The organism is Erwinia magellanica (assembly GCF_039023495.1).
Taxonomy (GTDB): Bacteria; Pseudomonadota; Gammaproteobacteria; order Enterobacterales; family Enterobacteriaceae; genus Erwinia.
In genome coordinates, this window is the sequence record NZ_JBCHVC010000001.1 from 26,342 (window position 1) to 47,330 (window position 20,989).

At 49.8% G+C, this 20,989-nt stretch carries 19 protein-coding genes and 2 pseudogenes; 7 read left to right on the forward strand and 14 right to left on the reverse strand.

The genetic code is table 11. The features are described from left to right. Window positions 1–187 precede the first annotated feature (187 nt). The 5 genes from speG to AAH450_RS00145 form a co-directional block, all read right to left on the reverse strand. Complete coding sequence (gene speG, locus AAH450_RS00125) at window positions 188–745, reverse strand: spermidine N1-acetyltransferase (RefSeq protein WP_342909536.1); 558 nt, start codon at window positions 743–745, stop codon at window positions 188–190. 140 nt (window positions 746–885) lie between these two features. Further along, window positions 886–1,752, reverse strand: coding sequence for a nucleoside-specific channel-forming protein Tsx (locus AAH450_RS00130; protein ID WP_342908381.1), 867 nt, complete (start codon window positions 1,750–1,752; stop codon window positions 886–888). Between the two features lie 496 nt (window positions 1,753–2,248). Next, entirely contained in the window at window positions 2,249–2,476 is a 228-nt protein-coding gene (locus AAH450_RS00135) for a putative hemolysin (RefSeq protein ID WP_463322689.1), read from the reverse strand. A 127-nt stretch (window positions 2,477–2,603) separates the two neighbouring features. Further along, window positions 2,604–3,458 (reverse strand): PA4780 family RIO1-like protein kinase, encoded by an 855-nt coding sequence (locus AAH450_RS00140; RefSeq protein ID WP_342908382.1) that lies wholly within the window; start codon window positions 3,456–3,458, stop codon window positions 2,604–2,606. Window positions 3,459–3,766: 308 nt separating this feature from the next. Then, the gene (locus AAH450_RS00145) at window positions 3,767–4,510 is read right to left on the reverse strand and encodes an SDR family oxidoreductase (protein WP_342908383.1); all 744 of its coding nucleotides are present in this window, start codon (window positions 4,508–4,510) and stop codon (window positions 3,767–3,769) included. A 99-nt stretch (window positions 4,511–4,609) separates the two neighbouring features. Here AAH450_RS00145 and AAH450_RS00150 point away from each other — a divergent pair, with 99 nt between their 5' ends. Both AAH450_RS00150 and AAH450_RS00155 read left to right on the forward strand, forming a co-directional pair. Then, a complete protein-coding gene (locus AAH450_RS00150; RefSeq protein WP_342908384.1) occupies window positions 4,610–5,506 on the forward strand; it encodes an AraC family transcriptional regulator in 897 nt (298 codons plus the stop codon). Window positions 5,507–5,968: 462 nt separating this feature from the next. Continuing rightward, on the forward strand, window positions 5,969–7,228 hold the full coding sequence (locus AAH450_RS00155) for a diguanylate cyclase domain-containing protein (RefSeq protein ID WP_342908385.1): 1,260 nt from the start codon (window positions 5,969–5,971) through the stop codon (window positions 7,226–7,228). A gap of 807 nt (window positions 7,229–8,035) precedes the next feature. Here AAH450_RS00155 and AAH450_RS00160 read toward each other — a convergent pair. The 3 genes and pseudogenes from AAH450_RS00160 to AAH450_RS00170 form a co-directional block, all read right to left on the reverse strand. Then, window positions 8,036–9,448: a hypothetical protein gene (locus AAH450_RS00160; protein ID WP_342908386.1), complete on the reverse strand. Its 1,413-nt coding sequence runs from the start codon at window positions 9,446–9,448 to the stop codon at window positions 8,036–8,038. Window positions 9,449–9,913: 465 nt separating this feature from the next. Next, window positions 9,914–10,593: pseudogene (locus tag AAH450_RS00165) on the reverse strand (primase-like DNA-binding domain-containing protein); the annotation flags it as partial. A gap of 18 nt (window positions 10,594–10,611) precedes the next feature. Continuing rightward, a pseudogene (locus AAH450_RS00170) lies at window positions 10,612–10,793 on the reverse strand (integrase arm-type DNA-binding domain-containing protein); the annotation flags it as partial. An 887-nt stretch (window positions 10,794–11,680) separates the two neighbouring features. On the opposite strand from AAH450_RS00170, the gene AAH450_RS00175 reads away from it, so the two are divergent. From AAH450_RS00175 to AAH450_RS00185, 3 genes are read left to right on the forward strand one after another with little or no spacing between them, the layout of a single operon-like run. Next, a complete protein-coding gene (locus tag AAH450_RS00175; RefSeq protein ID WP_342908387.1) occupies window positions 11,681–12,643 on the forward strand; it encodes a retron St85 family RNA-directed DNA polymerase in 963 nt (320 codons plus the stop codon). Further along, window positions 12,624–14,216, forward strand: a complete 1,593-nt coding sequence (locus AAH450_RS00180) for an AAA family ATPase (RefSeq protein WP_342908388.1) — start codon at window positions 12,624–12,626, stop codon at window positions 14,214–14,216. The genes AAH450_RS00175 and AAH450_RS00180 overlap by 20 nt, the downstream gene beginning before the upstream one ends. Beyond that, complete coding sequence (locus AAH450_RS00185; RefSeq protein WP_342908389.1) at window positions 14,213–14,854, forward strand: retron system putative HNH endonuclease; 642 nt, start codon at window positions 14,213–14,215, stop codon at window positions 14,852–14,854. The genes AAH450_RS00180 and AAH450_RS00185 overlap by 4 nt, the downstream gene beginning before the upstream one ends. Before the next feature lie 193 nt (window positions 14,855–15,047). Here AAH450_RS00185 and AAH450_RS00190 read toward each other — a convergent pair whose 3' ends face one another. From AAH450_RS00190 to AAH450_RS00220, 6 genes are read right to left on the reverse strand one after another with little or no spacing between them, the layout of a single operon-like run. Further along, entirely contained in the window at window positions 15,048–17,366 is a 2,319-nt protein-coding gene (locus tag AAH450_RS00190) for a primase-helicase zinc-binding domain-containing protein (protein ID WP_342908390.1), read from the reverse strand. Window positions 17,367–17,375: 9 nt separating this feature from the next. Then, the gene (locus AAH450_RS00195; protein ID WP_342908391.1) at window positions 17,376–17,723 is read right to left on the reverse strand and encodes a DUF5375 family protein; all 348 of its coding nucleotides are present in this window, start codon (window positions 17,721–17,723) and stop codon (window positions 17,376–17,378) included. Then, window positions 17,713–17,979, reverse strand: coding sequence for a hypothetical protein (locus AAH450_RS00200; RefSeq protein ID WP_342908392.1), 267 nt, complete (start codon window positions 17,977–17,979; stop codon window positions 17,713–17,715). Before AAH450_RS00200 ends, AAH450_RS00195 begins: the two co-directional genes overlap by 11 nt. Then, complete coding sequence (locus tag AAH450_RS21070) at window positions 17,976–18,503, reverse strand: host cell division inhibitor Icd-like protein (RefSeq protein WP_463322690.1); 528 nt, start codon at window positions 18,501–18,503, stop codon at window positions 17,976–17,978. Before AAH450_RS21070 ends, AAH450_RS00200 begins: the two co-directional genes overlap by 4 nt. Before the next feature lie 13 nt (window positions 18,504–18,516). Continuing rightward, entirely contained in the window at window positions 18,517–18,765 is a 249-nt protein-coding gene (locus AAH450_RS00215; protein ID WP_342908393.1) for a hypothetical protein, read from the reverse strand. After that, window positions 18,762–19,019, reverse strand: a complete 258-nt coding sequence (locus AAH450_RS00220; protein ID WP_342908394.1) for a helix-turn-helix transcriptional regulator — start codon at window positions 19,017–19,019, stop codon at window positions 18,762–18,764. The genes AAH450_RS00215 and AAH450_RS00220 overlap by 4 nt, the downstream gene beginning before the upstream one ends. Before the next feature lie 537 nt (window positions 19,020–19,556). On the opposite strand from AAH450_RS00220, the gene AAH450_RS00225 reads away from it, so the two are divergent. Then, the gene (locus tag AAH450_RS00225) at window positions 19,557–20,267 is read left to right on the forward strand and encodes a hypothetical protein (RefSeq protein ID WP_342908395.1); all 711 of its coding nucleotides are present in this window, start codon (window positions 19,557–19,559) and stop codon (window positions 20,265–20,267) included. Next, on the forward strand, window positions 20,264–20,515 hold the full coding sequence (locus AAH450_RS00230; protein ID WP_342908396.1) for an ogr/Delta-like zinc finger family protein: 252 nt from the start codon (window positions 20,264–20,266) through the stop codon (window positions 20,513–20,515). Before AAH450_RS00225 ends, AAH450_RS00230 begins: the two co-directional genes overlap by 4 nt. Window positions 20,516–20,989 lie beyond the last annotated feature (474 nt).

The window sequence follows — 20,989 nt, forward strand, 5'->3', positions numbered from 1 at the left end:
GCGTCACTTAAAGCGGAGAAAGAGGATGTTTCTCCGCTGTAGCTTTGAACCCTAATCGGCTGCTCTGTTTTCCCTTCACCAGACTACAGCTGCTTTCCCTCTACAGGACGGCTGTGGTTCTCTCATCACGAGTTCGCCTTCTGCATTCATTCTTTTGCTTCTGGCGGCCTGGCATGATTACCACAAACTATTGTGCGGTAGGTTTCACCATCGTATGGGCCGGCTTGTTCATAGCCAGATATTGATGCTGGAAAATACACATGCGGATGGTGTTGCGGTATTCGCCATTGATAAAGAACTCGTGGATCAGCTCCCCTTCAATGTCGAATCCCAGCTTGGTGTAAATGTGGATCGCCTTCGCATTTTCTTTATCGACAATCAGATAGAGCTTGTAGAGATTGAGCACCGAGAAGCCATATTCCATCGCCAGCTTCGCCGCCTTGCTTGCCAGCCCTTTACCCTGATGGCTGGGGGCGATGATAATCTGAAATTCCGCACGCCGGTGAATATGGTTGATCTCAACCAGTTCCACCAGACCCGCATTGGCTCCCTCATGTTCCACCACAAACCGGCGTTCGCTCTGATCGTGAATATGCTTGTCATACAGGTCTGAAAGCTCGACAAAGGCTTCATAGGGTTCTTCAAACCAGTAGCGCATCACGCTGGCATTATTATCAAGCTGGTGGACAAAACGTAAATCTTCGCGTTCAAGTGGACGAAGCTTCAGGCCGTCACCGGCTGGCATTGCAGACATAAAAATTCCTTTGGCAGGGCAGGATTGCCATGGGAATTATACTTTGCAGGAGAGGGAATGGCACGATGGAAAGGGAGAAAGCACAACGCCAGCGCGTAAAAGCCGCTGGCGTTGATAAAGCCTTTAACCTGTCAGAAGTTGTATCCCACCACCAGGTAGTAACCCCAGCCGGTAGATTTCACTTCAAACTGTCCCTTGCCGAAGTTCAGCTCCTGGCCATCCGCCCACTGTCCACCGTTGTGGAAGTAACGAGCCACCAGCGAGTAGTGCCAGTGATCGTAACCCAGCGAGAGAATATGGCTGGAAGCAATAGAGTTGCTGGTACGGGAAGATCCGCCTTCATCACGCAGGTCGGAACCCCAGTCGAAGTTGGTGAAGCCGACATAGCCCAGGTTACCGCCCCAGAGCTGGGTGATGGGAACGAAATATTTCACCTTAAAGCGGTAGCCGTCCCAGCTGTTCTCGTTCGCTGCACCGTAGTTTTCCCACTGGTACTTGGCATAAACGTTCAGCGAAAGGCCGATATCGGAATGAGTATCGATATCCGTGCCCAGGCCCATATACCAGGTGTTCTGGCGGTTATCGCTGTTACGGCCCATATCATAGATATAGTTGTTAGCGAAATACCACTCTTTGAACGGCCCGAAGCTCAGGTCGGTATTCGTCAACTTATCAATGGAGAAGCGCGGTTCAATCTCCATAAACAGCGGGGAGCCGTGGTCGAAAATACCGTTAGCATTAGAGTTGCCCACGCCGAAAAAGTTGGTGGCATCTATGTAGCCATAGAAGTCGAACCAGTCCTTTTTGGCAAAAGCTTCATATTCCAGGTAAACGTCGTTATTGAACTGCGGTCCGAAACGGGTGTGGTAGCTTCCCACCACGTTGACGCTCTGATGCCACCAGTCGGAAACGTATTCCGGCGATGCGGTCGCGGCAGTTGAAGAGGCACTATAAGAAAGCGCAGCCAGGGCGCCAGCCATCAGAATTTTATATTTCATTATATTACCACATGCTTAATGACCATTTTCTGCAACCACTGCGATGGTCTTGTTAAGTCGTCAACAGGAGAGAGAAGGGTGACTGTTTACACAGCATAAAACACCCACGCCGAATGCTGCGGCAGTGTGCCGCTATCCGCGCTTAAGGAAATAGAGTTAGCTCACACTTGTCAAACCTTGTTTCATTTCACTTTAATTAAAGTGTGATATGAATCACAAAATATTTAGCCGCACGGCAGGAGAGAGCCAAAGGAGAGCCGCAGGGCTTTTCACTGCCAGGAAAACGTTTGCTTGTGATAAATGGAGGCGGCAGGAGCCAGGAGAGTAAAATTCTGCGGGCAGAGAGGATAATTTAAGGTTGTTCAGAAATAAGTAAATCTTATGAATTAACGGCTGGAAACGACATTCAGAAGAGGGAATTACTACGCTCTGGGCAGGCAGAAGGGCATTAAAAGAAAGTGATTGCCTGCCCGGCAGAGAGGACTGCCGGGAGAGGTTACTTAACTGCTTTGCGGTACAACGCCCATTCTTCTATCCGCTCGCCATTCGGCAGCGTACAGTAACTGCTGGTGCCCACTTTAGTTTGAACGCTGTCCAGTTTGCCACCCTGTTTCTCACAGTAGACGGAAGCGGGATTGGCCATACCCGTTTCAGGCTTAGCGGGTTGCCTGGACGAGCAGGCTGTTACGGCCATTGTGACGATAAGTAGTGGAAAAATTTTCATACAGGCTCCTTCAGCTGAAAAAACAATTTTAGCAGCTCGTTGAAAGAACAGGTTCAGCCTGCGTCAAACCGGGCAATTACCTTCCCGCTTCATAACAGAGAAGAAGCTGAAAAAAGGCACGCCAGCCTTACTCCTCATCACGCTCTCTGTTTGCGCGCTGACGTTCATAATACTCATCTTCAGCCGTGATGATTTCATCCATCAGCGAGTCCATATCCACTTCATGCTCTTCTTCGACAAAGAGTCCTGTCAGCGGCGTTTCTGGCGTGAGTTTGCCGTCTTCGTACAGCAGCCAGATTTCCTTTGCATAACGCGTTTTCAATAGTTGCGGGGCGAACTGCCCGTAGTAAGCGGTGATATTATTTACATCACGCTCAAACATCGATTCGGCATGATTGTTTGCAGCGGCGTCTACTGCCTGGGGAAGGTCGATAATGACCGGCCCTTCCGCATCCAGCAACACGTTAAACTCCGACAAATCACCATGCACAATCCCGGCGCAGAGCATGCGCACGATGTTGCGGATCATGGTATTGAAATCGGTAAGCGCTTCTTTTTCCGAAAGGCTTACATCACTGAGGCGTGGGGCAACGGCACCCTCTGCATCGGTGACCAGCTCCATCAGCAACACACCATCTATGCAGATGTAAGGTTGTGGCACGCGCACCCCGGCATTAGCCAGACGGAACAGAGCGTCCACCTCAGCATTATGCCAGGACTCTTCCTGCTGCTTGCGACCGAATTTCGACCCTTTTTGCATGGCACGGGTATTACGGGAATTACGGACTTTGCGGCCTTCCTGGTACTGCACGGCCTGCTTGAAGCTGCGTTGAGCGGCATCTTTGTACACTTTGGCACACTGGATCTTGTCACCGCATAAAACGGTGTAAACATCTGCTTCTTTACCGCTTTTCAGCCGTTGAAGCACATCGTCGACTAAGCCATCATCGACCAGAGGTTGGATTCTGTTTGGGATTTTCATACGGCTTTATACCTTATTTCATCCTTTTTTCGTATCAATAACATAGCCGGAGGGAGTGAGATAGAGGATACCAGACACAGAAAAGCCCACAAGGCTTTCACCTTGTGGGCTGTCAGGATTTCGTTGAAGGGCCTGGTATCTCTAATGCCGCCTGGGGTGGGTTTGCTTCATATCAGTAACGGGCGCAGGAGGTGACAGATATCAGCATTATTAACACGGGCACCCTGATGAAACGGCTCTCAGGCAAAGTGCCGCTGATATGTGCCAGGGCAGCCGCCGGGCTTCAGCGTTATTAGTCTTCAGCGTTATTAGTCTTCGCTCGCTAACGCCACCGCATCTTCTCCCGCAGGGATGCGCATTGGCGCACTGGCATCGGTGGCGGCACGCCATATTGCTTCCGCCACATCAATGGCTTTGGTGGTGGGTTGCGGCTGCTGCATGTTGGTAAATACTTTATCCAACAGCGGCTGATAAGGCTCAAGCTGGGTGTTTTCCATGCGCGGCAGGGCGTTTTTGCCGAAATCCGTCGTCGGGGCCAGCCCTGGCAGAACCAGGCGCACGTTGATGTTAAACGGCTCTAACTCCAGCGCCAGCGATTCCGTAAAAGCATTAACCGCCGCCTTACTTGCCGTGTATACAGCCAGCAATGGCAGAGATTTTAGCGTCACCGTGGAAGTGATATTGATTATCGTGCCGCTTTGTTTCGCGCGGAACTGCGGCAGTACAGCCTGCGTCAGTGCGATAGTGCCCAGCGTGTTAGTTTCAAACACGTCCCGTACCGTCGACATAGACGTACCTTCCAGCGTCGCCAGCACACCAATTCCGGCGTTATTCACCAGCACATCAATCTCACCTGCTTCAGCGACAGCCTGCCTGATGCTGTCGGGATCAGTGACATCCAGCGGCAGCAGACGCAGATTGTCTGAATCTGGGAACAGTTCGGCAACTGGATGGCGCATGGTAGCAATGACTTTCCAGCCACGCTCAAGAAAGTACAGCGCGGTTTCATGACCAAAGCCTGTAGAACAACCGGTGATAAGAATCGTTTTCATATCTCGCTCCTGCCTTGTAGTGAAGTAAGTGAACACTATATAGTGATTCTTCCGGACTGACTGTCATGCTCAGTCCAGCATTCATTAGCAGGAGTCCAGATGATCGATCCCCTGGCTGAAATAATGTCCTTGCTGCAACCGCAAGCAGGCTTCACAAAGCGCGTATGTGCTAATGGCCGCTGGCGCGTGGATCGCGGTGAAACCGGCCAGCCGTTCTACTGCCTGGTTCTGGAAGGGGCGAGTCAACTGAAGATTAAAGGGCACCCGGCGATTACGCTGGAGCAGGGCGACTTTGTGCTTATCCCTGCGGCGTGGGAGTTTTACCTGGCCAGCGTTGCACCTCAGGCAACAGATATGCCGAAAACTACTCCGCAAATGCTCGCGCCTGGTGAATTCTGGATAGGCGATCCTGAACAACCCGCCGAGGTGCAAACTTTGATTGGCTATTGCCAGTTCGGCGCGCCCGATGCCGGATTAATAGTCTCGTTACTGCCGCAGTTTATTCATGTACGAGGTGAATTGCGTCTGTCGATGTTGGTGCAACTGGTGATGGATGAATGTCGTGCTCAGCGTCCGGCACGCCACTTAGTAATAGAGCGATTGCTGGAACTGTTATTCATCGAAGCGTTTCGCTCGGTCACGATCTGCAATACATGCCCTGGCGTGATGGGGGGATTGGCCGATGAACGGCTGGCGGCGGCGATCCGTGCCATTCACGCCAGACCAGCACATAACTGGACAGTGGTTGAACTGGCGAAAGCCGCTGCTCTTTCGCGTTCCGCATTCTTTGTGCGCTTTCGGGAAACTGTTGGCGTAGCGCCGATGGCTTATCTGCTAACCTGGCGGATGGCGTTGGCCAAAAATCTTTTACTCAGCAAAAGTATGGCGGTGGCCGAAGTGGCTGAGCGCGTTGGCTATGGCTCCGCCAGTGCCTTCAGCGTTGCGTTTAGCCGCTATACCGGTATTTCGCCCGTAAAATATGAGAGGGAGCAGTGACAGGAAAATCAGCCCTCTGATGTTCCGGGCCTCGTACAGACTGTGAAGAGTGATACCAGCTTTGGATAGGGGATCGCCAGAGGGCATCTTCTTCAATAAGCGAATCCCCGAGGATATCAACAGCGGGTAATCGCGCGGCAAAGACAAATTAAAATAGCCTCTGTGTTGGCAGGTTTCATTAAAGATTGTGGGCTAATCAGCCGATAAAGTCAGGCAAATACTGCTAATCTTGAATCCCAGTATTGCTCATATTTCGCTCGTTTTCGCGGGCAAAAATGGCACCGTAAAAACGGCGGCTGAACATGGCGCAATGTCAGTCACCGTTCATGACTGACACTCGCGTAACTGAGAACCTCTTACCGCTCCTCAGGTTTGTGGGCGGTAATGACGGCGGTCATGGGGTCTGTAACGCCTCGTATTGAGCTTGTTCAGTAGCGTCAGCAAACAACGGATCCGACCACCATGAACACTGTAACTGAATCAACACTTTCCGCCGTTTGGTTTACTGACGCCCAGGGCATCTGCATTGCCAGCCAGGAAAGCCCTGCTGGTCTGATACCTGCACTGAAAGGCGTCACGCTGAGTGAATGGCTAAGGCTTGCACAGGCGGATGACGATGCGAAGATTGCGCTGCAACTTACTGCGGCACTGGAATTTGTGACACCTTTTCACATTGAAGTGCCGATCCATTGTCTGGACGGAACGACGCGGCGTGTGCTTGTTTCAGGTCTGCCGGACTCTCCACCTGATCCTTCTCTTTTGCGGTACAGCGGCTTCATTCTTGATATCACCGGGCAGCGTAAAGCCCTTGAGGAGGCACTGCGCACGGCGGCGGAATATCGTCTGTTGATTGAAAACAGCACTGACCTGATCGCTCATTGTGATGCAGACGGCAGGTATGTTTCGATCTCGCCATCTTATAGCAAGATGATAGGCTGGGCAGCCGATGAGGTGATAGGCCAGCCTGTGGTAGATTTCCTGCATCATGACGACCGCGCATTGGCCACGGATGCACTTGTAAATCTTTTTAATGGTGGCGTACAGCCAGAGGTTGTTGAGGTGCGGAAGCAACATCGCGACGGCCATTACATTATGCTTGGTACCAGGGCCTGCGGCGTCCGCGATCCTTCCACGGGCAACAACATCGGAGCAGTGTTAATTTCGCGAGACATTACCCGTGACAAGGAAAAGATCCGGCAGCTTGAAAAACTGGCAACCCACGACACCTTGACCGGATTGCCTAATCGGGCATGGATCAACGAACAGATTGGCTGCATGCTCGCGCAGGATGAAGATCTTGCCTACACGACCGTCCTGTTTATCGATCTGAATGGGTTCAAGGCGATCAATGATTCAATGGGGCACGCGGCAGGGGATCTTTTGCTACAGCATGTAAGCAAACGCCTACAGCGCTGCATGCGACCTGGCGAATCGGTAGCACGCCTGGGTGGAGATGAATTTGTGGTTGCCGCAAAATGCAGCCATCGCGAGGCGGCGTCTGCCATCGCCCAGCGCCTTATTGATAGCCTGAAAAAGCCCTTTACTATTAATGACAGGGAATTAAGGATCAGGGCGTCCATTGGCATCAGTCTCGCGCGATTCGGAATGACATCGGCCAAAATGTTATTTGATAATGCTGATAAAGCGATGTACCAGTCGAAAGCACGAGGTGATGGGTCATATCAATTTTTCGAGCCTGGAGCGCGGTCGCTCCGTGATTAAGATAGTCTGATTTACTTTCTGCCCACGTGAACAATTTATCAAGGTACCGTTTATTCTCGACCATTTGTCGCCCGCGTAGAGATCCTTTCAGGGCAAACTCCCTCCATCGTCTGACATCAAATCATTATTAATGGATTTAAGTGTGGAGTGTCAGGATGGGCAAACGGCTTAGCGTAATAGCATGGCTTTACAGTTAGGGGGGGCGCTCAGGATGCGTTTTTTTGTGAGTGTGCAATCGCCAGATTTATATGGGATAAGCCAGATTGATACAGACATAAAAAGCCTGCAAGGCTTTTACCATTGGGCTTTCACGACTTCGTTGAAGGGGTATGGTGACCATCATCTGTTGGTGGAATTTGAATTATTACTATAATTCATTCTTTTTAAATAATTGAAGTGAATTCAACTTTTATTGGTATACCTTAACGTATACCAATCGCGTTCATTAAGGCGCTTTTCAGGTAGATGAGGAACTGGTTTTGCCTCTATCGTTTTATATGTTTTTAGCCCCAAACTTGCTTAACGCCAGATGGATCGGAAAAGGATACGGGGTTTAGGCGAACTAAATAAGGAAACTGCATTCAGTGATAAGATGTACAGTACCACTCTGCATAACTGAATTCCGGTAAGGTTGTCGAAAAGTACGGTCAAAAAATTGAAAATGTGATCTGATCATAGTCCGCTACGAGCTATAAGCAGAATTTCGTAATTGCTCAGCTCATAATGACATGACTAATTTTGTCATTTGGTCATCGGGTATGAGGTCATGACAGGCACACAGTATAAAGCGGTGTGCCTGTATGCGGATTAACGGATCACACTGACATTTTCCAGTTTCACCAGGCTTTCTGGTTTATCACCTACCTGCATAGCTACCGGCACGAAGACATTGAGATCTTGCAGCCAGGCTAGTTTGTTACTGCTACCCACTTGCCCTTCAGGAGTTTCCTTGCACTCAACTAATAGATATTTGCCACTAAACTCAGGAGCAATGCTATTTGCGTCTCCCTTTGCCGTTACGTTACAGCGTATTGTTGAGGCAGTAACTTTCTTATCGGAATCTATAGAATCCCATTGCGCCTCATAACGTTGACCTGTCACTAACGGAAAACGCAGATCCGTCTGCAACTTGTTGAGCAATGAAGAGCCACTGCTGATGGACATGGTGAACTTAAGCTGTAGCTGATTAGCCAGCGTCAAACGTTGTACCGTCCAGATACCATAATCTTCGAGCTTGCGTACATAACCATTTGGTTGTGCATCCAACTGCACGTTGACCTTACCAAGCGCGCTTACTTCGGTATAGCGAACCTGTTTAAAGCGCGGAAGCGCCCAGGGTTTAATCAATGACTGCGCCTGGCGCTCAATTGCAGCATTAAGAGGGAATTTATTCAGCCACTGCGGATTATTATTACTCAGATCGGGCATCGATGGCCCCATCAATGTTGATGCTGGTTTATTCACGGCGGGTACAAAGTGCCCTTGTGCTGTAAACGTTTTGCCTGCTGGTAACTGGCAGAACTGCTCGAAGCGTTGTGCCATTTGGGTGTTAATTTTGAAGCTACTCTTGCGACGAACAATATCAGCAGTAATAAGTGAGTCGGTAACGCGACCCTCGCTGTCAAAGTTCATTACAGCGGCAGCCTCACCCTGATGGGTTTTACAGTTGTATAAGTAGTGCTCAATTTTCAATTCAAGCGGCGCGTCGTAAGGCGGTTCCCAGATGATATCTGCAAAGTCATATCCCATACGTACCGATAAAATGTCGCCAATGCGCTGAATGCTATTAACATCGACCAGATCCGTAATGCCGAATTCAGATATGGCTGATAACCTTTCCCACCGTGCATCTTTTATTGGTAGCTGGCAAACCGTACGGATATCCTCTTTCGTCATCTGCTTATCATCTTGTGCAGGTGCATAACGGAGGTAGCTATTGCCATAAAAGCGAGCTGTGGTAAAGCCTTCCTCATTCAATAAATCCTTGTACAGAAGCTGTGCCTTGCCCTGTTTACAATCAACAGACCGCCATTGTTGAGCTGTTTTCCCGTTATTGAAGTTTAACGACACCATGAAATTCACACGATCGTGGATTCTGCTTACAGATAAGGGGTTAGTGGCACCACCTGTCAATGCAGGATGATCAGCAGCCTGAACGAAAGAAAACGGCAAGAGAGACAGGCAAAAAAGTGGGCGCATTAAAGAGCGTACGAAGTACATATATAATCCTTCATATATTGATTAAGAAATAAAGGTATCGGCAGCAAGGAGTAAATTATTAGTCTGGGTTGATATGCAGCTTACAGATAAACATATCGTGAGGTGTGCTACGGCCTCTTTTGGCATTTACGGAAAAAATACTCCCAATATTAATCAGCAATTTCGGAAGAATAAGGCGGGCGAGCACTTTGCAGCTTGCCCTTCAGCAGCATGGAGGCGTTAGATGACGCGGAAGATAGTACTTCAAAAAAGTTGAGTGAGCAAAAAGAGAGTTGCCCCTAAAAAGAAGATCTTATGAAAAATTCTTCAGACTCTACTTCTTTCATTTAATATCTTTAATTTCAAGTTATTAGGTGGTTAAGCATGAGTGTAGAATAGGTTGGACTCTTCACCATGGGTCTATAATGAGCGTAAAAATACCGGATTTCGTCGGTTCCGTATGGTTCAGATGGCTGCCGGATCATCTCACATTGACAGCCAGTCAGGGTTGTTTTCCTTCGTCAGATTTAGGCTGATCTGAATCCCAGCTTGGTTCGCCGCTTCAGGTCGTTCAGCCCGGACTCCCGAAAAGTCCCTTCAAGTGCCAGACCAAATATTTTCATGCTCAGCGGGTTCTTGTAGTTGTTGGCCTCCATGTAGCACAGGTACGTATGATAGAGATAACGGCGCGGTGCGGGCCGGATGCTGGCGTTCCCCATATAGAGCGCGTTTGGCTCCGGAGTGGTGAACAGGTAGCCACAGAAGTCCACCATCAGATCCGAGTCGCGCTTGATGCGCATCGCTTCACCGGAATTCTGCTGTGACTGAAACAAGGCACGGGCATCCTGTGGCTGACAGAACCGCTGCATCAGCTGGCGCACGATAACGGCCAGTTCTCCCTGAATTTTCTCTTTCAGCTGCGGGTCGCGTTCACTGGCCGCGACGATTTCCGGGAAGGGCAGGATTACCCGGCGACGGGAAACGCCGCCGCAGCGGTCGTTGAAGCGCATCGGGTTATTGTTTACCGCCAGTATTACCGCCGGGATATGGGTTGAGTAGGCGTCACGGTACTTCGGGTCAATCGCCACGGCGTCGCCGCCGGTTATAGCCTTAATGCCCGCGCCGTCGCCGCTCCATTTTTGCTGGTCGGGCAGAAAGCCAGTGACTGGTAGGGGAAGCAGCTAGCCATTCTTAGTGCGCTGCTTTGTCGCTGGCCGCTGATAGCGAAAGCGCCAGAGCTTCTTTCCGGTAGTTTTCACCACCATAAAAAGTCCGTCGCCATCATGCAGCGTCAAATCTTTATCAATGGTTTTTAGCGTAGGATTTCAGTGTTGATGAGGAGGGCAGGGCGGCTCGTCCATGCCATCAGCCTATCTTGTGTGAATTGGAATACATACTCAGAATACATTTTGCCGAATACCATAATCACCAGCTTTGGCTGCTTGGTTCCGGAAGATCACAGACACAAAAAAGCCCACAAGGCTTTCACCGTGTGGGCTTTCAGGACTTCATCGAATGGGTCTGGTAACCAATCGACCAAGAATTTGGTGGGCTGGCGGAATCTGAACAAGTTTCGCAAGCTTTTGAAATTAAGCATTTTTCTCAAATTCAACTTTAATGCGTGTACCTAAACGTGTAACAATTATTGGATCTCACATCCCGTAACGATATGGCAAGGATAACGAATGCCCAACGCTAAATCCAAAATAAAATGATTTATGGGAAAAGTGTTCACACTGTTCACCTTTGAATTTTTTTAGTAAATTCATTTAGTTAGGTGGTGAATGGTTTGAGGTGAGTTGTGCACTAGTATTCACTAAGGGTGATCACTAGTGCTGAGATGGCAAAAACGATCGAAGCCAGCAGGCATGAGGTGACTTTATGCTGGTAATAATCCGCTCTGCGCCAAACGAGGGAGCTCTAGGAATTACACGCTATCTATTCACAAGTGGTAAAGACCAGTAAATTCGCTTCGTTGACAGAGATGCAAAATGGTATGGGCATTGATGTGAAGTATCCAATAAAGTAAACTCTAAGGGTCCTTTAGCGTTCAGGCGTTTACGTCTAGTCGGGCGATTAGCCAGACTCTAACTTATTGTAAAGTATCGTGGTTGCGGTAGTTGTTCTCCGCAGCCGCTCCAAGTGTTCGCGGCTGCGGAGAACAACTACCGCATCCTTTAGTAAAGGGCAGTGGCAAACTGATCACTCAGTTTGCCACAATTTTATCTGTCTATAACTATCAAAGGATTTAGGGTGCGCCTTAACCTCTATGCGAAACTGACCGAAATTCAGCCACGTAATCGCAGGCAAATCGATAGCTTCCTATACAACGCGCCTAACCGTTATAAGGTTTACAGCATCCCTAAGCGTAATGGTGGAGAGAGAATTATTGCGCATCCATCAAGTGAGCTTAAGACTTTTCAACATGAGCTAATTAAGGTTTTAGAAGCCCATTTTCTAATTCATGAAAGTGCTTTAGCCTATAAAAAAGGTTATGGAATTAAACATAATGCGGAAATGCATTCTGATAACCCTTATATTCTCAAATTAGATTTCTCAGATTTCTTTAACAGCATTACCCCCGATTTGCTTTTTATGGCATGTAAATGGAGTGGGTACAATTTATCTGTCGCTGAGAAAAGATTACTCACAAAAGGTTTGTTTTGGAATAAAGCTAAAAGTCAGTCCGGTAGGCTTTCTTTGAGTGTTGGGGCTCCTAGCTCACCGCTCATATCAAACATAATTATGTATCTCTTTGATGAGACATTTAGCAGTCTTTGTGAGCAACGTGAGATAGTGTACTCACGTTATGCCGATGATCTCACATTTTCAACTCGCCATAAAAATGCTTTATTCACATTACCCGATGAAGTGAGAACATTTCTAAATAAACACTATGCTAATAGAATAACTTTAAACGAACGTAAAACTATCTACACTTCTCGAGCCCACAATCGGCATATAACTGGAATAACACTAACTACACAAGGCACATTGTCAGTAGGCCGCGAGCGCAAAAGATTTATTTCATCTCTAATTCATAAGTATACATTAGGCTTACTTGAACCTGAGATGACTTATTATCTTCAAGGTTTGTTATCATTTGCTATTTATATTGAACCTGAGTTCAGACTCCGAATGTCCAAGAAATATTCTCAAGAGACGGTCTTAGAACTACTCAAACTAAGGAAGAAAGATGGAACCTATAGAAAATAAAAAATTCAATAAGCTTGCTATAAAATCTCGAAAGGGAGATATTAATGCTTCTTATGAGTTGTATTTAAACTATAGTAGCGGGAAGTTTTTAAAGCAGGATTTGGATAAAGCAAATGAACATCTTGAATTGGCTTTAAAACAGTTTCGCCAACAGAGTTTAAAACTATCTCAATTATCCATCCTTAATTTCAGAATTGTAGATCGCCTTAACCTAAATCTTGAGAAAAATAAAATTCAAGTATTGGTGGGAAATAACGGGGCGGGTAAAACCACTGTATTAGATGCTATCTCACTCAGTCTTGGTTGGCTTATACAACGCATTGTTCATAAAGGCGGGAGGGGAAGAGATATTGATAAGGTGGATATTACCATTGGGAATGATGATGGCTATAGCTCAGTTATAGCAAATGTTAAACTTAAAAAAGATTATATCTCCAGTCTCGAATTGTGCGAAGTGGAAGATGGAAGTATTGTTAATAAAAAAAGTTTTTATGCTGATTTCACTCGATTGGGACACTTATACAAATTAGCTTGCGAAAAAGATGAGCGTTTCGAACTTCCAATTTTAGCATATTATGGTGTGATGCGAGCCACAGATATAAATTCAAGAGATGTGGTTGAATTTGATGAAATATCTTCTACAGATGTTTATAATCGTTTTGATGGATATACTGGTTCTCTTGCAGGTAAAGCTGATTTTAAAGGATTTTTTCGTTGGTATAAACGCCTTGATGATTTAGTTAAGCACGACAATGTAAATAATGCTCAAGTTTCCCCTTCGGTGCTTGCTACATTGGAAAAGTTAGCTTTATCAGACGAAGACTCTCGTAATTCCCTAAATGAATTAATTAATAACATCAAGTCTGGTCAGAGTAAAGAAGAAAGTAGTGGAGCAAGAAAAGCGCTAGAAATAATAAATAATACTGTGTCATTGTTTATGGAAGATTTCAAAAACCTGAAAGTTGAACTAAAGCCTTCGCTTCATATTTCAGTTGAAAAGAATAATAGAAAAATTAATGTTCTTCAACTTTCCCAGGGCGAAAAGTCATTGCTCGCACTTGTTCTTGATATTTGTAGGCGAATGATGGTTCTAAATCCATTATCCCAAAGCCCTCTACTTACAGCCGGGATTATTCTGATTGATGAAGTTGATTTACACCTTCATCCAGAATGGCAACGGAGTGTTTTGAAAAAACTCAATGCTGTTTTTCCTAACTGCCAGTTTATAGTCTCTACCCACTCACCTCAAATTATCAGTGAGGTGGCGCATGACCAAATATTTATGCTCGGTAAAGATGATAATAATAAATTTACCTGTTCTTCTCCAAAGCAGTCATATGGTTTGACATCAAATCAGGTTCTCAATGAGATCATGAAAACTGATAGTCCAAACTTAGATCGCTCACCCGAAGTTCAGGAAAAAATTGATCGAATTTTTATGCTCATATCTGACGGAAAAATTGAAGAGGCAAAATCGAGTATTTCTAAAATGGAAATAGAACTTAATGGGGAAATTCCTGAGCTTATTAGTGCTAAACTTGACATTGATATTCAAGGGTGGGATGAGAAATGAGAGGGATAGAAAAAGAGGCTGAACCTCGTTTACTAACCAATTATCGCGCTGCTGGTGGAAAATATGATGGGCAGAATTTTACGCCAGTAAAGAATTCGGTCAGATTATCTTTGTTGAAAGAACAAGGGCACCTTTGCGCTTACTGTATGACGAGAATAACCTTTGATGATATGAAAGTAGAACATTGGGCATGTCAGGCTGGCAACTCAGCGCTTCAGCTTGATTATTCTAATCTCTTAGGCTGTTGCAAGGGAGGAGAGGGAGAGAAGTTTGTTAATCAGACCTGTGACAGTCGAAAAGGAAGTCAAACTCTTAAATATAATCCTAGCCGACCACAAGACAGAATTAATGAAATTATCATATATGGTGGGCAGGGTAAAATACACTCAACAGATGATGAGTTTTCAAGACAGATCGATGCGATATTAAATCTTAATAATGCGCGGCTTGTACAAAATAGATCGCTAGTTTTTGATTTTTTGCGAACTAAGCTTTCGTGTAAAACAGGAAAGCGCCGTACTAAAGCTGAATTAAGGCGATTGTTAGGTGAATTAATGACTGTTAATTCGCAAGGACAACTGAAAGCATATTGTGGTCTAATTGAAAATTACCTTTTATCTAGGCTGGGGGTTAATTGACTATGTTAATTTTTAATTGTTGTTTTTTTGCATTTTAAATGCCTTCTTGGGGGGTGAAAGTGAGTGTGCTTGCGTTTTTTTTACCTTAAATATAATTATTAGCTATCTATTCATAACTGACTTTAACAGGTATTAATAATTGCATCGCATATTAAAAAAACCGGCCTAAGCCGGTTTCTGTGAAAAGATGTTATCAGACGCTACATGCCGGTAGCCAATCTGCCTCGCTGTCCTCATGTAACGTCAGGTTGGTTTGTATGCCGTTATTCGTTCGTCGCTTGAGCAACACGCGCTCATACTCTTTCAGCGTCTGTGGCACCGCTTGGCCGAAGGCTGTCAGGCTGAGCGGGTGCTGATGTCCACGCGATTCCATAAATGACAGATACGCATGATAGAGATAGCGCTTTGGGTTTATCGGGCGAATATTGGCGTTACCTATAAACAGCCCGTTCGGCGTGCTCAACGGCATTAGGTAGCCACAGAAATCGACCAGCGGATCGGCCTGTCGCTTTATCTCCAGCGCTTCGCCGGATGACTGCTGCGCCTGTAACAGCTCGCGGGCTTCATCAGGCGACACGAAGCGCTGCATCAGATGACGCACAATCACGACCAGCTCGGCGCTGATTTTATCCAACAGCTGCGGGTCGCGCTCTTTCGCCGGTATCACTTCCGGGAACGTCAGGATTACCCGGCGACGCGATACGCCGCCGCTGCGATCGCTGAAACGCATTGGGTTATTGTTCACCGCCAGAATCACTGCCGGAATATGGGTTGAATAGGCGTCGCGATATTTGGGATCGATGGCTACCGCATCGCCGCCGGTAATCGCCTTGATGCCCGCGCCGTCGCCGCTCCATTTCTCCTGATCGGGCAGAATAATCAGCGAAAATCCCACCACGCTTGCACGTTCACGCGATGATTCCAATGTATCAATGGTAGCGGACGTGGTGTTATCCCGGCCAGCAAGCAGCGTGGCTATCGAGGCTAATACGCTTTTCCCGCTTCCGCCTGGACCGGTCACTTCGAGGAACATCTGCCAGTCATAGCGGTTTGCCAGCACCATAAATAACGCCGCGAGGATGCGCTCCTGCTTATCGTGATTGTGTCCGGCTGCCCGCGTTAACCACTGCCAGAAGTGCGGGGCATCGTCGGCCAGATTCTCACCCGCTTTCGGCGTGGTGTAGTCGACGCTGTTGATGGTTCTGAGCCAGTGCTCTTTTTTATGCGGGCCAAAGGTGCCGGTCGCGGTGTCAAACATGCCGTTACGGAAACCAATCAGCCGCCGGGCCGGTGCGCCCATCTGCGGCACCATGAGCTTGAGCGTGTCCACGATGCCGCCGATACCGGTGGCGGAAAATGGCGCGCGCACCTTCTGAAACAGCGCGGCAATCTCGCGACTCAGTACCCGGTACGGCAGCACCTGCCACGCACCGCCCTCATAGCGGCACAGGTCTTCACCCACAACCGGCACGGCCAGCGTATTGAGATAGTGCGCGGCCAGCAGCTCCGCCTTCTGGCTGGCGCTCATGGCCTTCAGGTCGGCCTCGCTGACCGACTCAAACGGGCTGAGCGCTTTCGGCTGCGTGAGCGCGGTCAGCATCGCCTGAGTGGTCATTTCGCCCTCTGCCTGAAAGACGTCGTTCCAGTCGCCTGTGACGGGCGGCAGAGCCGGTTTACCGTTGCAGCGCTTCGCCGCCGCTTCGGCGCGCAGCTGGCCGGTGCCGTTCTCGTCATTGTCGGCAGCAATCATTACGAGCGCCTCCGGGTATTCCGCGTGCAGGCGCTCCGCCAGCGCGGGCAGGTTGTTGGCACTTAAGGCAACGTAAACTGCCTGTCCGGTAAGACGGTGTACGGTCAGGCCGGTGGCGTAACCTTCGGTCAGCCAGAGCGTGTCGCGGGGTTCGCCCAGGCGGTGGAAAGCCTCTTTCACCTGACCGCCCGCCAGCGTGCGTTTGGTGCCGTCAGCGTTAATCAGCTGGGCGTTAACCGTGTCGCCGGAAAAGTCCGTCAGCGGTACAAGCAGGTCGCCGGGCTGGTAGGTGGTGTCGCTGATACGTCTGGTCGTGGTCAGCGTCAGGGTGCTGACGTCAGCCAGCCCCTTGCCGGTCAGGTAGGCGTTACCGGTGGCCGTCTGCGCGGTGCTGACCAGTCGTCCGGCTTCCTTCGCGGCATTAATACGCACCCGCGCCTTTTCCTCGTCGGTTTTATCTGTGGACGTCTGAACCTGCTTAACCGGCAGCGTACCAATCAGCCCGGCCACCCGGCATGCGGCCTCCTTTGTATTCACGTCCAGCGCCTTTTCAACCAGCGCCAGCCCGTCGCCCGCGCCGCACTGGTTGCAGACCCACGTGCCGCGCCCGGCCTGATTGTCAAAGCGGAAGCGGTCTTTGCCGCCGCAGACGGGGCACGGCGAGTGCTGACCGGCGGCGTTAATGCTGATGCCCAGCTCGGGCAATAGCTGAGGCCAGTGACCGGCGGCGGCGCTCACGGTGTCGGTGACGATATGTTTCATGCGGCCTCCTTAATGCAGCGTGGCTTTTGAGGCGGCCAGGCGGCCACACAGCAGTTCATCCATCATGGTTTCACCCATGCGCGTCAGTCGCGACGCGGCGACCAGCACGTCGGGCTGCACCATTTCGCTGAGCATGGTACAGGCCATGTCCATGCCGTTTTCCGGGCCGTATTTCCGTACGTAATAGCCTTCCAGCTCCAGCGCAATGGTCATCTGCACCTCGTCCAGCGAGGCGGACACGTCAAGGCCGTAGTGCTCACAGGCGGAAAGATAGCCCTGAGCAACGGCGCGGCGGTAAACGGCGGTGCGCACCTCAACGGGCAGGCAGGACTGATTACAGGAATAGTTAGTTGTCACGGGAGACCTCCATATCGGTGAGCATGACGGATTCACAGGTGCTGACCACTTTGCCCAGCTGGTCGGTGAGCAGCGCCACCACGGACGCCAGCGCATCGCCATCCGGGCCGCTGTGGCGGTTACCGGAGCATTCAATAACGTTCAGCATATCGAGCACGGTCACGCCGACGTTGTGGGCATGCTGAAGGCGCAGGAAATCGGCGTGCGGAATGGGATAGCTTGCGTGGTTATTGAGTCGGGCGGACAGGGCATTCATGCGGCCACCTCACAGAGCGGCAGGCGACCGGCAAAGGACAGCACGTAATCGCGGGCCAGCAGTCGGCGGGCGGCGGATTCAGTTTCGGCGGTGGTGTGCAGCATGCAGGGACGGGCAGCGGTATCGGCGCGGCGCACGGCGGCAAAAAGAAAGGTGAACTGCATGCGTGCAGAAATGAGGGTTGCGGCCATAGTGGCAGACTCCTTTGTTAGCTGGTTACAGCTACCACCGAAGTTTCCACGCTTATGGGTGGTAGCCCAGACGGGGGTGGAAATACCGGCAACAAAGGAAACCGGCCAGCCCGGAGGCTGCCCCGCCTGAGCCACCATTATCTTAAAGGCACAACGGCACAAGAACCGCTGCGCTAAAAATTGGCGCACTGAGGCTACGACGTAAAAAAACACGCATGGCGCGTGTCGTGTCGCCTTTGTTTTGCTCGGGTTTCCACGCCCGGCTGCCGATTTTGCGGCAGCGGAGAAACTGTATACCGGTGGCTCGCCAGAAAAAAGCCTTTTTTCACACATCGGGCCTTTTTCCTCAGCAATCGGTCAGGACGTGATCGGATTGCGGCGGATTTGATCGGAAGTTCCCGCTTTGCCCGCCCTTGCTTCCCTTTGCGGGCTTCGGTTTTTCGGTGAGCACGGAAATATGGCCGTGGCGACTACTGCTGAACGCGGGCAGTGTGGCAGATTTGCCGCTGATGGCGGAGAGAAGGCTTTCAGCCACGTACACGGCCTCTTCCCGGCTCAGCGGATAGCTGCGGGTGCCAAAGTTAAGCTTAATCATGCCGCACCTCCGGCGCGCTGCGCGATGCGGGCCTGCATCCAGTCGTCAATCTCCGACGCCAGCCAGGCGACGTTCTTGCCGCCGAGCGAAATCTGTGACGGAAACTGCTCGCGGCAGATTAAGTCGTAAATGGTCGAGCGGGACAGGCCGCAGGTGTTGATAACCTCCGGCAGGCGCATAAAGCGGTCGCGAGGGTACTGAAGGTCGTTAACGGTCGGCGTGGCCGGGGCGGATGGTGAAGCGGTAGAGAGCATGGTGTTACCTCGTTTTATATCCGGGCGGCGCTGGCCGGTTCCGGTCGTGTTGTGCTGGTAACCCCCTATTTTGAGAATATTTTTGCCCGTGTAAACAAGCCCCTGTCCGCTGAGAGGTTGGTAAAAATAGTATGAAAAATGAGCTTGTGTTGAATATAGGGCAATATAGGTGAATATAGGTGAGCAGAGTAACAAAATGTTAATATCGAAAAGCTATAGCTATTAATACTGAATAATTAACCGGAAATAACATTCAGGAAGGCTTGCCAGAAAAAGGCTGTTCTAAAAGCGGGTGAACAGTGGTGAATACCCGGTGAACAGTTCTTTATCAAGTGTTCACCCCTTTACTTACTGTATTTATTATCTTTTTTTCAAGGGTGAAGAGTAGTGAACAGTTTTATATAAAACTAAAAGCTCAACAGGGGGGTGCGGTCAGAATACAGCCGTGTTTGCTGAGCGACAGGCAGGCAGCAATGAAATGATTTGTCCGGTGGTGAACGACAGAATAGCGACAACCTTTACAGAGAGAGAAAAGCTATGAGCACCCCGGAAAAGAGCGGCACCCTGGCAGCCGTTGAGCAGGCCCGAAGCGCACACCTTGAGAAGATGAAAGAGTACAATGCCATCTGCGCCGACATTACCCGCTGTACCAAAGAGCGTGAAGCGGCCATTGAGGCAGGAAAGGAAGCCGAAACGAACTGGCGCATGCGCTTTCGCACCCTGCGCGGCAACCTGACCGACGAGCTGAAGGCGGAACACAGCCAGCGCATTGCCAGCCGTGAACTGGCCGACGAGTTTACCGGGCTGATTGAAGAGCTGGAGATTGATAAGCAGTTTGCGATGATTGACGGTTGTCATACCGGCCTGTCGTACATCAATTCACACCGGGCAGCCTTTAATGAGTTTGCCGATGCAACATGGCAGTCGGCGCTGCGCAACGTCAGCCCGTCGCTGCTGTGGGCCATCCGCCTGCGCCTTCAGCGTGAGAAGGTCAATCCCCGTGACGACGACACGCGCAGCGATATGCAGGTTGTGTCGGAGCTGATTGGTAATGCGCTGACCCGTGCGGCGGCGGCACTGCCTGAGAAGGTGCTGACGGAAGCGCCGGTGCTGGAAAATATCGGCCTGTGGCGTCCGGCCCTGACCGGCGTCGATATGAAGCTGTATCAGAGTCCCATGGGCAGGCAAAAACTGATGGAAACGCTGAAGGAAAAACGCGAACGCCTGAAAGAGGGCAATGCCAAATGATGCACTGTCCGTACTGCAAAAGCCCGGCGCATGCCAAATCAAGCCGCTATATGTCCGAACAGGTTAAGGAACGCTATCACCAGTGCACTAATCTCGACTGCTCGTGCTCATTTAAAACCAGCGAAAGCATCACGAAGGTGATCACCTCGCCGCCGCAGCCCGAACCGGCCCCCGCAGTAACTCCGGAGCCGGTGAAAGAACGCCAGACTATCGGGCGCTACGGTTCATCCTTCCGCACCCTGCATTAACCACCACGGCCGCTGAAAACAGCGGCTTTTTTGTGTCCGCATTATGTCCTTTCAACGCCCTTTTCTGGCCAGCCGGTTTGTAAACAGCGATGCATGCATAAGGTGCATGGATTTGCATGCAGAATGCGGGGCTACAGACATCATCTCAGCCCACGCCCGGCCCGGCTTTACATGGTTCATGCAGCTGCATAAAAAACGATGCACAAAGCGGGCAGGCGAGGCGGGGGTAGCATTGCGCGCTAGCGGTAAAGTACTTATTTAATTCTGTTTAATTTCGCGGCCTGAACGCGTTGCTGCGCTGCACGTATTCTCGGGAGTATCGGTGGTCAGTGCGGCTATGTTCGGGAGCGTGGCGGGCTTCTGAAAGGGCCAGTAGAGGGGTTAGAAAACGCCACCCGCTGTGACGGAAACGAGTCATTCCAGCGTTAATTGCGTCACTTCTAAAGCTGCTATTCCCCTGACGTATTATTCGGG

Bases quoted from the DNA above. Each gene is read 5' to 3' on its own strand.
- AAH450_RS00215 (WP_342908393.1), bottom strand. From the start codon at position 18,765: ATGATTAAGCTTAACTTTGGCACCCGCAGCTATCCGCTGAGCCGGGAA.
- AAH450_RS00155 (WP_342908385.1), top strand. From the start codon at position 5,969: ATGAACACTGTAACTGAATCAACACTTTCCGCCGTTTGGTTTACTGAC.
- AAH450_RS00220 (WP_342908394.1), bottom strand. From the start codon at position 19,019: ATGCTCTCTACCGCTTCACCATCCGCCCCGGCCACGCCGACCGTTAAC.
- AAH450_RS00145 (WP_342908383.1), bottom strand. From the start codon at position 4,510: ATGAAAACGATTCTTATCACCGGTTGTTCTACAGGCTTTGGTCATGAA.
- AAH450_RS00225 (WP_342908395.1), top strand. From the start codon at position 19,557: ATGAGCACCCCGGAAAAGAGCGGCACCCTGGCAGCCGTTGAGCAGGCC.
- AAH450_RS00230 (WP_342908396.1), top strand. From the start codon at position 20,264: ATGATGCACTGTCCGTACTGCAAAAGCCCGGCGCATGCCAAATCAAGC.
- AAH450_RS00130 (WP_342908381.1), bottom strand. From the start codon at position 1,752: ATGAAATATAAAATTCTGATGGCTGGCGCCCTGGCTGCGCTTTCTTAT.
- AAH450_RS00150 (WP_342908384.1), top strand. From the start codon at position 4,610: ATGATCGATCCCCTGGCTGAAATAATGTCCTTGCTGCAACCGCAAGCA.
- speG (WP_342909536.1), bottom strand. From the start codon at position 745: ATGCCAGCCGGTGACGGCCTGAAGCTTCGTCCACTTGAACGCGAAGAT.
- AAH450_RS00140 (WP_342908382.1), bottom strand. From the start codon at position 3,458: ATGAAAATCCCAAACAGAATCCAACCTCTGGTCGATGATGGCTTAGTC.
- AAH450_RS00135 (WP_463322689.1), bottom strand. From the start codon at position 2,476: ATGAAAATTTTTCCACTACTTATCGTCACAATGGCCGTAACAGCCTGC.
- AAH450_RS00190 (WP_342908390.1), bottom strand. From the start codon at position 17,366: ATGAAACATATCGTCACCGACACCGTGAGCGCCGCCGCCGGTCACTGG.
- AAH450_RS00180 (WP_342908388.1), top strand. From the start codon at position 12,624: ATGGAACCTATAGAAAATAAAAAATTCAATAAGCTTGCTATAAAATCT.
- AAH450_RS00185 (WP_342908389.1), top strand. From the start codon at position 14,213: ATGAGAGGGATAGAAAAAGAGGCTGAACCTCGTTTACTAACCAATTAT.
- AAH450_RS00200 (WP_342908392.1), bottom strand. From the start codon at position 17,979: ATGAATGCCCTGTCCGCCCGACTCAATAACCACGCAAGCTATCCCATT.
- AAH450_RS21070 (WP_463322690.1), bottom strand. From the start codon at position 18,503: ATGTGTGAAAAAAGGCTTTTTTCTGGCGAGCCACCGGTATACAGTTTC.
- AAH450_RS00160 (WP_342908386.1), bottom strand. From the start codon at position 9,448: ATGTACTTCGTACGCTCTTTAATGCGCCCACTTTTTTGCCTGTCTCTC.